At 71.7% G+C, this 12,990-nt stretch carries 9 protein-coding genes and 1 pseudogene; all 10 read left to right on the top strand.

All coding sequences use genetic code 11. From position 1 onward, the window contains the following. The first annotated feature begins 8 nt into the window (after nt 1-8). Nucleotides 9-2,357, top strand: coding sequence for an ATP-dependent helicase (locus ACFE7H_RS10935; protein WP_375401262.1), 2,349 nt, complete (start codon nt 9-11; stop codon nt 2,355-2,357). Beyond that, nucleotides 2,357-2,794, top strand: coding sequence for a GNAT family acetyltransferase (locus ACFE7H_RS10930; RefSeq protein WP_375401261.1), 438 nt, complete (start codon nt 2,357-2,359; stop codon nt 2,792-2,794). The genes ACFE7H_RS10935 and ACFE7H_RS10930 overlap by 1 nt, the downstream gene beginning before the upstream one ends. A gap of 160 nt (nt 2,795-2,954) precedes the next feature. Further along, nucleotides 2,955-4,121, top strand: a pseudogene (sucC, locus tag ACFE7H_RS10925) (ADP-forming succinate--CoA ligase subunit beta); the annotation flags it as partial. Nucleotides 4,122-4,174: 53 nt separating this feature from the next. Beyond that, nucleotides 4,175-5,059, top strand: coding sequence for a succinate--CoA ligase subunit alpha (sucD, locus tag ACFE7H_RS10920; protein WP_375401260.1), 885 nt, complete (start codon nt 4,175-4,177; stop codon nt 5,057-5,059). Between the two features lie 297 nt (nt 5,060-5,356). Then, on the top strand, nt 5,357-6,556 hold the full coding sequence (locus ACFE7H_RS10915) for a DUF6350 family protein (protein WP_375401259.1): 1,200 nt from the start codon (nt 5,357-5,359) through the stop codon (nt 6,554-6,556). 101 nt (nt 6,557-6,657) lie between these two features. Continuing rightward, nucleotides 6,658-7,251, top strand: a complete 594-nt coding sequence (gene purN, locus ACFE7H_RS10910) for a phosphoribosylglycinamide formyltransferase (RefSeq protein WP_375401258.1) — start codon at nt 6,658-6,660, stop codon at nt 7,249-7,251. Continuing rightward, a complete protein-coding gene (gene purH / locus ACFE7H_RS10905) occupies nt 7,248-8,897 on the top strand; it encodes a bifunctional phosphoribosylaminoimidazolecarboxamide formyltransferase/IMP cyclohydrolase (RefSeq protein WP_375401257.1) in 1,650 nt (549 codons plus the stop codon). Before purN ends, purH begins: the two co-directional genes overlap by 4 nt. A gap of 148 nt (nt 8,898-9,045) precedes the next feature. After that, complete coding sequence (locus ACFE7H_RS10900; RefSeq protein WP_375401256.1) at nt 9,046-9,177, top strand: hypothetical protein; 132 nt, start codon at nt 9,046-9,048, stop codon at nt 9,175-9,177. 143 nt (nt 9,178-9,320) lie between these two features. Then, nucleotides 9,321-11,183 carry an ABC transporter ATP-binding protein gene (locus ACFE7H_RS10895; protein ID WP_375401255.1) on the top strand — a complete coding sequence of 621 codons (1,863 nt, stop codon included), beginning with the start codon at nt 9,321-9,323 and terminating at the stop codon, nt 11,181-11,183. Then, nucleotides 11,180-12,988, top strand: a complete 1,809-nt coding sequence (locus ACFE7H_RS10890) for an ABC transporter ATP-binding protein (RefSeq protein WP_375401254.1) — start codon at nt 11,180-11,182, stop codon at nt 12,986-12,988. The genes ACFE7H_RS10895 and ACFE7H_RS10890 overlap by 4 nt, the downstream gene beginning before the upstream one ends. The last annotated feature ends 2 nt before the right edge of the window (nt 12,989-12,990 follow it).

Here is a 12,990-nt window from a genome sequence, read left to right as displayed (position 1 = left end):
CTGCCGCTGTGGTTCAGACCGTGCAGCCCTCCTCGGCGCTGCTCACGGGGCTCAACCCGCAGCAGCGCGAGGCCGTGCTGTACCGGGGCAACGCCCTGCTGATCGTCGCGGGTGCCGGCTCCGGCAAGACCCGCGTGCTGACGCACCGCATCGCCAGCCTGATCGAGACGCGCGAGGCGTGGCCCAGCCAGGTGCTGGCGATCACCTTCACCAACAAGGCCGCCCGCGAGATGCGCGAGCGAGTGCAGGCGCTGGTCGGCGGCAAGGCCGAGAGCATGTGGATCAGCACCTTCCACTCCGCGTGCGTGCGCATCCTGCGCCGCGAGGCCGAAGCGTTCGGGTACGCCAAGAGCTTCACCATCTACGACGCGGGCGACAGCCGGGCGCTCGTCAAGCGCATCATCAAGGAACTGCAGGCCGACGTGTTCGGCTTCTCGGTGCCCAGCGCCCTTGCCCGCATCTCGCGGCTCAAGAACGAGCTCGTCGATGCCGACACCTTCGCGCGCGAGGCCAACCTGGCAGATCCGAAGGAGGAGATGTTCCTCCAGATCTTCCGCCAGTACACGCGCACGCTGCAGGCGGCCAGCGCGTTCGACTTCGACGACCTGATCGGCCAGACCGTCTACCTGTTCCGGGCGTTCCCGCACATCGCCGAGCTGTACCAGCGGCGGTTCCGCCACATCCTGGTCGACGAGTACCAGGACACGAATCACGCGCAGTACGCCCTCATCCGCGAGCTCACCAAGGCACCGGCCGGCAGCGGCGCTACTGGGATGGGCGCCGGTGGGACGAGCACCGACGGGATCGGCCCGGCCGCACTCACCGTCGTGGGCGACTCCGACCAGTCCATCTACGCGTTCCGTGGCGCGGACATCCGCAACATCGTCGAGTTCGAGCACGACTTCCCCGACGCCCGGGTGGTCAAGCTGGAGCAGAACTATCGCTCCACGCAGACCATCCTCGATGCGGCGAACGCGGTGATCGCCAATAACTTCGACCGCATCGCCAAGAACCTGTTCACCACCGGCGGTCCCGGAGCCAAGATCACGGGCTTCACCGGGTACTCGGGCCACGACGAGGCGCAGTTCGTCGCCGACGAGGTGGAGCAGCTGCACCGGGACGGCACGCAGTACCGCGACATCGCGGTCTTCTACCGAACCAACGCGCAGACCCGGGCGCTGGAGGACATCTTCATCCGCAGCGCCGTGCCGTACCGCATCCTGGGCGGCACCAAGTTCTACGAGCGGGCCGAGATCAAGGATGCGTTCGCCTACCTGATCGCCGTCGCCAACCCGGCCGACTCGCTCGCGGTGCGGCGCATCCTGAACACGCCGCGGCGGGGCATCGGGCCGGCCACCGAGACGCAGATCGCCGGCTACGCCGACGACCACGGCATCACCTTCCGCGACGCGCTGCGTCATGCGGACGAGCTGGGGCTGGGGCCCAAGGTGACCGGCGCGATCACCGAGCTGTCCGAACTGCTCGACGCGGCTACCGTGCTCACGGTGCCGCCCGCGCAGGACGCGGCTCCGATTCCGGTGTTCGACGTGCTGGCGCTGCTGCTGCAGAAGAGCGGCTACGTCGACGCGCTGCGGGCCAGCCGCGACCCGCAGGACGAGGCGCGGCTGGAGAACATCGAGGAGCTGCTGGCGGTCACCAAGGAGTTCCAGCGCGACAATCCCGACGGGCTGCTGATCGACTTTCTGACCGAGGTGTCGCTGGTCGCGGCCGTCGACGAGTTGGACGATGCCAGCGGCACCGTGTCCCTGATGACGCTGCACACGGCCAAGGGGCTGGAGTTCGACGCGGTGTTCGTGACGGGCATCGAGGAGGAGCTGCTGCCGCACCGCATGTCGGCGAACGAGCCCGGCGGCCCGGCCGAGGAGCGGCGCCTCTTCTATGTCGGCATCACGCGGGCGCGCAAGCGGCTGTTCCTCTCCCTGGCGATGACCCGGTCCAGCTATGGCGACACCTCCGTCTCGTCGCCCAGCCGGTTCCTGGCCGAGGTGCCGGCGGAGTTGATCGACTGGAAGCAGTCGCCCGGCATGGCCGGACCCGGGGCGGCGGCGCCCCGGCGGGCGGTCGGCAGCCTCTCCTTCAGCGGCGGCCGAGGGGCTGCTGCGGACGGGGCGTCGGCCAAGCCGAAGGCCGAGTGGGCCAACCGCGTCACCGCGCAGGTGCGCGACAACGGCGACCTCGAACTGGCGATCGGCGACCGCATCCGGCACGTCGACTTCGGCGAGGGCCGCGTGCAGGCGGTCACGGGCGTCGCGGCCAAGCGCATCGCCGACGTGCTCTTCGAGAGCGCCGGGCGCAAGCGGCTGCTGATCAAGATCGCGCCCATCGAGAAGCTCTGATGCTCGATCGCCGAGTGAGCGCCGAGCTCCGCCCCTTCGCCGATTCGGACGAGGAGCAGGTAGTGGCGCTCTGGCACGCGTGCGGCCTCGTCCGGCCGTGGAACGACCCGCACCGCGACATCGCCCGCAAACGCCTGGTGCAGCCGGAGCTGTTCCTGGTCGCCGACGACGGCGCCGTCGCCGCGACCGCGATGGCCGGCTACGACGGGCACCGGGGCTGGGTTTATTACGTCGCCGTTCGGTCCGACCTGCGGGGGTGCGGACTGGGGCGACGCATGATGGCCGAGGTGGAAGTGCGGCTGCTCGCGCTCGGGTGCCCGAAGGTGAACGTGCAGATCCGCTCCGGCAACGAGCCCGTGACCGCGTTCTACGACCGGCTGGGCTACGCGCCCGATGGAGCGTCGGGCCTCGGCAAGCGGCTGATCCCAGACGGGTAGGCGCTGACGGGTAGGCGCTGAAGGGTAGGCGCTGAAGGGTAGGCCCTGACGGGTAGTCACACACGGCTAGGCACAGACGGGTCATCGCCCCACATGCGGCGGAGGGCGTCCAGCGGCGCGGGGCTAGGCTCGGCGGCGGCTTTCGACCCGTCAGGAGCGCCACATGGATCTGTACGAGTACCAGGCCCGCGACCTGTTCGAGCGGTACGGGGTTCCCGTGCTCGCGGGCATCGTGGCGGACACGCCGGACGAGGTGCGCGCTGCAGCGGAGCGGCTCGGCGGCACGGTCGTCGTCAAGGCGCAGGTGAAGGTCGGCGGCCGTGGCAAGGCCGGCGGCGTCAAGGTCGCGCACGGTCCCGACGAGGCGGTCGCCGCGGCGCAGCAGATCCTGGGCCTCGACATCAAGGGGCACACGGTGCACCGGGTGATGGTGGCCGCGGGTGCCCGGATCGACCGCGAGTTCTACTTCTCCGTGCTGCTCGACCGCGCCAACCGCTCCTACCTCTCCCTCGCCTCCTACGAGGGTGGGATGGAGATCGAGGAGCTGGCCGTCGAGCGGCCGGAGGCACTGGCCCGCATCGAGGTCGACCCGATCGCGGGCATCGACGCCGAGACTGCCACGTCGATCGCTCGCGCCGCCAAGTTCCCGGAGGAGCTCGTCGACGGCGTCGCCGTGGTGATCGAACGGCTGTGGACCGTCTACCGCGACGAGGACGCCACGCTCGTGGAGGTCAATCCGCTGGTGCTGACCGAGTCCGGCGAGATCGTCGCCCTCGACGGCAAGGTCTCCCTGGACGAGAACGCCGACTTCCGGCACCCGGAGCACGCCGACCTGGTCGATGCGGCCGAGTCCGATCCGCTCGAGGCGAAGGCGAAGGCCAGCAACCTGAACTACGTCAAGCTGGACGGCCAGGTGGGCGTGATCGGCAACGGCGCCGGCCTGGTCATGTCGACGCTCGACGTGGTCAGCCAGGCGGGGGAGCGGCACGGCGGGGTGAAGCCGGCCAACTTCCTGGACATCGGCGGCGGCGCGTCCGCCGAGGTGATGGCTGCGGGCCTCGACGTGATCCTGTCCGATCCGCAGGTGAAGAGCGTGTTCGTCAACGTCTTCGGCGGCATCACCGCGTGCGACGCGGTCGCCAACGGCATCGTCGGCGCACTGGGGACGCTGGGCGACAGTGCCAGCAAGCCCCTGGTCGTGCGGCTGGACGGCAACAACGTGGAGGAGGGCCGCCGCATCCTGGCCGATGCCGCCCATCCGCTCGTCACCGTCGTGGACACCATGGACGCCGCCGCCGACCGCGCCGCCGAGCTGGCCGCGGCCTGACGGCCGACCCGCGCCGCCTCGCTCCCCAGCCTTCAACCGAACGGACACCTGTCATGTCGATCCTGCTGGACGCCGACTCGAAGATCATCGTGCAGGGCCTCACCGGCTCGGAGGGCACCAAGCACGCCACCCGCATGCTCGCCTCCGGCGCCCAGGTGGTGGGCGGCGTCAACCCGCGCAAGGCCGGGACGACCGTGCAGATCGGCGACGCCACCCTGCCGATCTTCGGCACCGTCGCGGAGGCGATGATCGAGACCGGCGCCGACGTGTCCGTCATCTTCGTGCCGCCGGCATTCGCCAAGGCCGCGGTCGTCGAGGCGGTGGAGGCGGCCATCCCGCTGGCCGTGGTCATCACTGAGGGCATCCCCGTGAAGGACTCCGCGGAGTTCTGGGCGCTCGCCAAGTCGAAGGGCGGGGCGACCCGCATCATCGGCCCCAACTGCCCCGGCGTGATCAGCCCCGGCAAGTCGAACGCCGGCATCATCCCGGCGACGATCGCCGGCCCCGGCCCGATCGGTCTCGTCTCCAAGTCGGGCACCCTGACCTACCAGATGATGTACGAGCTGGCCGACATCGGCATTTCGACGGCGGTCGGCATCGGCGGCGACCCGATCATCGGTACCACCCATATCGACGCGCTGCGGGCGTTCGAGGCGGACCCCGACACGAAGGCGATCGTGATGATCGGCGAGATCGGCGGCGACGCCGAGGAGCGCGCCGCGGACTTCATCCGCTCCAACGTCTCCAAGCCGGTCGTCGCGTACGTCGCCGGGTTCACGGCGCCCGAGGGGAAGACCATGGGCCACGCCGGCGCCATCGTCTCCGGTTCCGCCGGCACCGCGCAGGCCAAGAAGGAGGCCCTGGAGGCCGCCGGAGTCAAGGTGGGCCGCACGCCGAGCGAGACCGCCGCCCTGATGCGCGAGGTCTTCGCCGCCTGACCCCGCCGCTCACCGCCCGGGCCCGGCCGGCCCGAGCTGCGGGTGCGTCGAACCCGGGACCCCGGCCTCCGCCAGGCGCTCGACATTCCAAACAGGACCAAGCAGGACAGCAGGACAGGGTCCCGACAGCAGGTCGGTGGTCGACCAGGAGCCTGCTGTTTGGACCTGGTCCTGCTGACGGGACGGCGCCGGAGGCGACGGAGTCGGAGTGGGAGGCGCGAGCCCGGCGCCGGGCGGCCTACCGTCGGGGGCATCACCGAGACCACCGCTTCGACGAGGGCGACCGGGGCGGACCACGTGCCCGGAGCCGACAGCGCGACGCGGCCGAGCAGCGCGCAGCGCGTCGGCCGGGGCACCGCGCTGCTCGTCGGCGTGCTCGACGCGGCCCTGACCTTACTGGTGCCCGTGGCCGTGCTGGTGGTCGTCGCGCTGCTGGTCTGGGCCGTGGATGCCGGTGCCCGGCCGGGCTGGACGGGGTACTACTCGGCCGCCGCCGACCTGTGGTTCGTGGGCCACGGCGTCGACATCGCGTTCCGGCCGCCCGGAGTCGCCCCGTTCACCGTCACGATCGCGGCGCTCGGACCGGCGCTCGTCACGGTGCTGGCCGGCCTGCGCGCCGGTCGACGAGCCCGCCGCACGGTCGCACCGGGTGGCGTCGTGCTGGTGGGCACCGCGACCGTCGCATCCCTCGCCGCGCTGCTGCTGCTGACCGCGTCCCGGCCGATCGCCGCGCCGGACCCCGTGCAGGCGATCGCGCTGCCGGCGATCCTGTACGCCGCGGCCGCACTGCCGGGTGCGCTGCTCGGGCGAGGCGCCCTCCGTCCCGAAGGGGCGCTCGCGGATGCGGTGCGCCTGGGGCTCGGAGCCGCGACGGCGGTCGTGGCCGCCGCCGCGCTCGCGGTCGCGGTGCTGCTGATCGGTTCGCTGCCCGCGGTCGTCTCGCTGTTCGAGTCCGTGCACGCCGGCGCCACCGGCGGCCTCGCCCTGACCGCCGTCCAGCTGGCGCTGCTGCCCACGACGGTGGTCTGGGCGGTCGCCTTCCTGGTCGGTCCGGGCTTCGCACTGGGCGCCGGCTCCTCCATCGGTCCGCTGGGCACCCATCTTGGGCCGGTGCCGTCGCTGCCCATCCTCGGGGCGCTGCCGACCGGCTCGGCGCCGATCGATCTGGCCGTCGTGCTCGTGCCGATCGTCGCCGGCTTCGTCGTCGGAGTGCTGACCGCGCGACGCTCCGAACGGCCCCTGCCCGGCCTGCGACTGCTCGGCATCGGCCTGCTCGGCGGCCTGGTCGGCGGCGCCCTGCTCGCGCTGCTCGCTGCTGCGGCGTCGGGCGCGATGGGGCCCGGCCGGCTCGCCGTCGCCGGGCCGGATGCGCTGCTCGTCGGCTGCGTCGCGGCGCTCGAGATCGCGATCCCCGCCGTGCTCGGTCTCGTCACGGGGATGCGCGGCCGCGCGGCGACCCCCGGCGACGTCACCTGGCGGATGGACCAGCAGCCCTAGACGAGCGGATGGAGATCGAGTAGGCGCAGGGCGAGCAGGCAGAAGGGAGTGAACGCGGCCGAGCAGGCGGAGGGACGACCCCGCTCGTTAGGCTGCTGGCCGTGCTGCGCGTCGTCGTCCTGATCTCGGGCGGCGGCTCCAACCTGCGGGCCCTGCTGCAGCGCTGCGACGACCCGGCGTTCCCGGCGCACGTGGTGGCGGTCGGCGCCGATCGGGAGGCGGACGGCCTGGTGCACGCCGACGAGTTCGGCGTGCCCACCTTTCTGACCCTCTACCCGAGGTATCCCGACCGCGACGCGTGGGGAACCGCCCTGCTGACGGCAGTGCGCATCTGGGAACCCGACCTGGTCGTGCTGTCCGGCTTCATGCGGCTGCTGCCGGCCGCGGTGGTCGACGCGCTTGCCCCACGGCTGATCAACACCCACCCGGCCTATCTGCCGGAGTTCCCTGGAGCCCACGCCGTGCGCGACGCCCTGGCGGCGGAAGCGACGAGCACCGGCGCCAGCGTCATCGTCGTCGACCACGGCGTCGACACGGGCCCGATCCTGGCCCGGGAGCGCGTCGACGTGCACCCGGACGACACGGAGGCGAGTTTGCACGACCGCATCAAGCAGGTGGAGCGGCGTCTGCTGGCCGACGTGCTGGCCGGCATCGCGCAGGGCCGGATCGACCCCGCCACGGCGGCAGCGGCATGAGCGGCGGCATGAGTGCTGGCGAGCGCGACCGGATTCCGGTCCGGCGAGCGCTGCTGAGCGTCAGCGACAAGGCCGGCCTCGTCGAGCTGGGCGCGGCACTGACGGCGGAGGGCGTCGAGCTGGTCTCCACCGGTTCCACGGCGGCCGCCCTGCGCGATGCCGGCCTGCCCGTCACCGAGGTGGCCGAGGTCACCGGGTTCCCGGAGTCGCTGGATGGGCGCGTGAAGACCCTGCACCCCGCCGTACATGCGGGCCTACTGGCCGACCTGCGCCGGCCGGCGCACCGCGCGCAGCTGGACGAGTTGCACATCGCACCCTTTGAACTGGCGGTCTCCAGCCTGTACCCCTTCGAGCAGGCCGTCGCGAGCGGCGCGGCCGAGCCCGCGGTGATCGAGCAGATCGACATCGGCGGACCCGCCCTGGTGCGGTCGGCGGCGAAGAACCACGCGAACGTCGCCATCGTGGTCGAGCCCGGCCAATATGCGGAGGTGGTGCAGGCGGTCCGCGACGGCGGGACGACGCCGGCGCTCCGCCGCCGCCTGGCCGCAGCCGCCTTTGCCCGCATCGCCCAGTACGACGCGGCGGTCGCCGACTGGTTCCGGCGCGACGGCGATCCCGACCCCGATCCCGACCCCGATCCCGACCCCGACCCCGACCCCGACCCCGATCCCGACCCCGTAGCCGAGGTCGCCGGCTCCTACCGCTTCGACGCGACCCCACTGCGGTACGGCGAGAACGCGCACCAGGCGGCGTCACTCCTCCGGCCTGCCGGGCTGACCGTCCCCGGCCGGCCCGGCCTCGCTCAGGCGCAACAGCTGCACGGCCGCGAGATGAGCTACAACAACTACGTCGACGCAGACGCCGCGATCCGGGCCGTGTTCGACTTCGCCGAACCGGCCGTGGCGATCATCAAGCACGCCAACCCCTGCGGGATCGCGGTCGCCGGAGCGAACGCCCCCGACCCGATCGCCGCGGCCCACCGCAAGGCCAACGACTGCGATCCAGTGTCCGCCTTCGGCGGCGTCATCGCCGCGAACCGCGCGGTCACCCTCGGCATGGCCGAGGCCGTCGCGCAGATCTTCACCGAGGTGATCGTCGCCCCGGACTATGAGCCGGCGGCGCTCCTGGTGCTCGCCGGACGCAAGAACCTGCGCATCCTGCGGCTGCCGGAGGGATTCGCGCTGCCCGAGCAGGAGTTCAAGCAGGTCTCCGGCGGTGTGCTCGTGCAGCAGCCCGACCGCTTCACCGGGTTCGATCCGCACGCCTGGCGGCAGGTCACCGGCGACAGCGTGGACGAGTCGACGAAGGCCGACCTGACGTTCGCCTGGCGAGCCTGTCGCTCGGTGAAGTCGAACGCGATCCTGCTCGCCGCGAAGGGGGCCAGCGTCGGCATCGGCATGGGCCAGGTGAACCGGGTGGACTCCTGCCACCTGGCGGTCGGCCGCGCGGGGGAGCGGGCTGCCGGCTCCGTCGCCGCCTCCGACGCCTACTTCCCGTTCGCCGACGGCGCGGAGGTGCTGCTGCGCGCCGGCGTGCGGGCCATCGTGCAGCCCGGCGGCTCGGTGCGCGACGACGAGGTGATCGCGGCCGTGACCGCAGCGGGCGTCCCGATGTTCTTCACCGGGGAGCGCCACTTCTTCCACTGAGCGCCGGCTTGGCGCGAGTCGAGCGGAGGCAGGCCTGCGCGTTGCGGGGTCGGTATTTCGCGACGTAAGCTGGAGGGCTGTCGCGGCGGGTCCGTGGCAGCTGGCCGTACGCCTTCGCGTGCCGCCGCGACGGACAGGAGGTCGGCCAATGTCGAACATCGCGATCGACGCCGTGACGCTGCTCCCGACCGGCATCATCCCCGTCGCCAGCACCCGTGCCCGTGACGGTGCACGCGTGCCGTACGTTCCCGGGCCGCTCGTGCCCGGTCGCGCCGCCTGACTGGCGCACCAGCAGCACCGCTCCGCCCCACCGCCGCATCGTCGCGCCGCCGTTCGACTCGACCGCCGTTCACCTTCTGGCCCGGCGCGATCCCGTCGGCGCCCCATCACGTCCGCAGCACGCGCAGCCTGCGAGGAAACCTCATGACCAGTCCAGACAGTCCCTCAACAACGGGGCAACCGCGCGCCCGGCAACCCTCCGCCGGCCAGCCGACCACGCTGCAGGCGATGCGGCGCCTCGTCGTCTTCGCCCGTCCCGCCGCACCGTCCATCCTGCTCGGCATCCTCGTCGCGCTCGGCGCCGCCATCGTCTCGCTCGCCATTCCTCAGGTGCTCGAGCGACTCGTCGACGGCCCGCTGAAGAACGGCGACCCCTCCGCGGTCCCCGGCGCGGTGCTGCTGGTCGCGGTGCTCGGCATCCTCGAGGCCGTGCTGATCGCCCTCCGCCGCCTGTCCGTGGTCGGCCCCGCGACGAACGTGGAGGCCGCGATCCGCCGCGCCCTGTACGCCAAGCTGCAGGACCTGCCGGTCGCCTTCCACGACCGGTGGCCGAGCGGGCAGCTGCTGTCGCGGTCGATGAGCGACCTCAGCCTGATCCGGCGCTTCATCGCGTTCGGGTTCGTCTACCTGGTCGTGAACGTGCTGACCGTGATCATCGGATTCGTTCTGCTGCTCAGCATGAACCCGGTGCTCGCCCTGGTGTTCATCGTGTGCTCCATCCCGCTCTGGATCAACGGGTTCCGCTTCGAGCGCCGCTACCACGTGGTCGCGCGGCGCAGCCAGGACCAGCAGGGCGACCTGGCGACCCTGGTCGAGGAGTCGGTGCACGGCATCCGCGTGCTGAAGGCCTTCGGGCGCGGCCGGCACGCCCTCTCGAACTTCGCGGCCCGAGCGGAGGAGTTGCGCGGCACGGAGATCGAGAAGGCGCAGGCGCTCGCGGGCATCTGGCTGTGGCTGCTGCTCGTGCCCGACGTCGCCTTCGCGCTCTGCCTGCTCGTCGGAGTGTGGCAGGCGTCGGTGGGCGGCATCACCGTCGGCGGCCTGGTCGCCTTCTTCGCCACAGGCACCGTGCTGCGGTTCCCGCTGGAGTCCATCGGGTTCCTGCTGTCGATGCTCTTCGACTCCCGCACCGCCACCGACCGCCTGTTCGAGGTGCTGGACGAGCAGAACACGATCACCGACCCCGCCGACCCGCGGCACGTGCAGCGCGCGCTCGGCCGGCTGACGTTCGAGGGCGTGCACTTCCACTACCCCGATGCGCCTGCGGGCAGCCCCGACCTGCTGGACGGCGTCGACCTGGCGATCGAGCCAGGCGAGACGATGGCGCTCGTCGGTATCACCGGCGCGGGCAAGACCACGGTCGTCGAGTTGGCCGGCCGCCTGTACGACGTGACCGGCGGGTCCGTGAAGCTGGACGGCATCGACCTGCGCGACTTCGACCGCGAGGAGCTGCGGCGGCACATCGCCATGGCGTTCGAGGACGCGACCCTGTTCTCCGCCTCCGTGCGCGACAACGTGCTGCTCGGCCGCCCCGACGCGGGCGAGGACGTGCTGCGCGACGCGATCGACATCGCCCAGGCGTCGTTCGTCTACGACCTGCCGAACGGCGTCGAGACGACGGTCGGCGAGGAGGGGCTCAGCCTCTCCGGTGGGCAGCGGCAGCGCCTCGCGCTCGCCCGCGCGGTCGCCGCCGATCCCAGCGTGCTCGTGCTCGACGATCCGCTCTCCGCGCTCGACGTCGACACCGAGGCGCTCGTCGAGGCCGCCCTGCGTCGGGTGCTCACCCGGACGACGGCGCTGATCGTCGCCCACCGCCCCTCCACCGTGCAGTTGGCCGACCGGGTCGCACTGCTGCAGAACGGCCGCGTCGTCGCGGTCGGCACCCACTCCGAGCTGCTCGCGACCAGCGAGCAGTACCGCTACGTGATCTCCAGCCTCGACGAGCAGCCGATCGACGGCAGACCGATCGAGGATCGCACCGAGGACCTGACGGAGGTGACCGCGTGAGCACCGTCACCGGAGTCGCGGGCGAGGAGCGCACCGACCTGAACCGCGTCGAGAGCGCAGCGCTCCGCCGTCGATCGGTGCGGCTGCTCGGCAGTCTGCTCAGCCCCCTGCAGCGACAGCTGCTGATCACCGCCGTCGTCGTGCTGATCAGCACCGCGGCGCAGGTGCTCGGCCCCGCCATCATCGCCTGGGGCATCGATACGGGGCTGCCCGCGCTGTTGAAGGGCCAGCCGATCCCGCTGGTCGGCGCGGTCGTGATCTACCTGATCGCGGGGGTCGCCGCCGGCGTGCTGATGGCCGCCTACACCGTGCAGACGGCGCGGATCAGCCAGGCGATCCTGATCGACCTGCGCAAGCGGGTCTTCCAGCAGACGCAGCGCCTCAGCCTGGACTTCCACGAGTCGTACACGTCCGGCCGCATCATCTCGCGGCAGACGAGCGACCTGGACTCCATCCGCGAGTTGCTCGACGGCGGCATCAACGAGCTGGCGCAGGGCGTGCTGTACATGCTGTTCACGGCTGTCGCCCTGACGCTGCTCGACTGGCGCAGCGGCGCCGTGCTGGCCCTGTCGTTCATCCCGCTGACCTTCATCATCCGTTGGTTCCAGAAGCGGTCCCAGGCCGTGTTCCGCGAGTCCCGCACGGCCTCCGCCCGGCTGATCGTGCACTTCGTCGAGACGATGACCGGCATCCGGGCGGTGCAGGCGTTCCGCAAGGAGCCGCGCAACGAGCGGGAGTACGGCGCCCTCACCGAGGACTACCGCCGCATCAACGCCTCCGCGATCCGCCTCTTCGGCGTGCTGGACCCCGGCCTCGTGCTGATCGGCAACATCACCGTCGCCGCCGTGCTGCTGGTCGGCGGCTTCCGCGCCGCCGAGGGCGGGCTCGCGATCGGGTCGCTGCTGGCCGCGGTGCTCTACACCCGGCGGTTCTTCGACCCGATGGAGCAGCTCGCCACCTTCTACAACTCTTACCAGTCGGCGGAGGCGGCGCTGGAGAAGATCTCCGGGGTACTCGAGGAGCGCCCGAGCGTTCCCGAGCCCGTGTCGCCCACCGCGCTGCCGTCCGCTCGCGGCCATCTGCGGTTCGAACGGGTCCGCTTCGCGTACCAGACGGGCCGCGAGGTGCTGCCCACCTTCGACCTCGACGTGCCCGGCGGTCAGACGATCGCCCTCGTCGGCTCCACCGGCGCCGGCAAGTCCACCCTCGCCAAGCTGATCGCCCGCTTCTACGACCCGAGCGACGGCGCCATCATGGTCGACGGCATCGACCTGCGCGAGCTGGCCGGCAACGACCTGCGTCGCGCGATCGTCATGGTCACCCAGGAGGCGTACCTGTTCTCCGGCTCCGTCGCCGACAACATCGCGCTCGGCAAGCCCGGCGCGGGGCGCGACCAGATCGAGGCCGCCGCCCGAGCGGTCGGCGCCGACGGATTCATCCGCTCGCTGCCGAATGGGTACGACACCGACGTGAACAAGCGCGGCGGCCGCGTCTCCGCCGGACAGCGGCAGCTGATCTCGTTCGCCCGCGCCTTCCTGGCGGACCCGGCCGTGCTGATCCTGGACGAGGCGACCGCCTCGCTCGACATCCCCAGCGAACGACTGGTGCAGGAGGCGTTGCAGACGCTGCTCGCCGACCGCACCGCCCTGATCATCGCCCACCGGCTGTCCACCGTCGCGATCGCAGACCGCGTGCTCGTGATGGAGCACGGCCGCATCGTCGAGGACGGCACCCCCGACGACCTGATCGCCGGCACCGGCCGCTTCGCCGCCCTGCATGCGGCATGGCGCGGGAGCCTCGTGTGATG

Origin of the sequence: uncultured Amnibacterium sp. (assembly GCF_964250715.1) — a bacterium.
GTDB lineage: Bacteria > Actinomycetota > Actinomycetes > Actinomycetales > Microbacteriaceae > Amnibacterium.
This window is presented reverse-complemented; position numbering and strand designations above follow the sequence as displayed.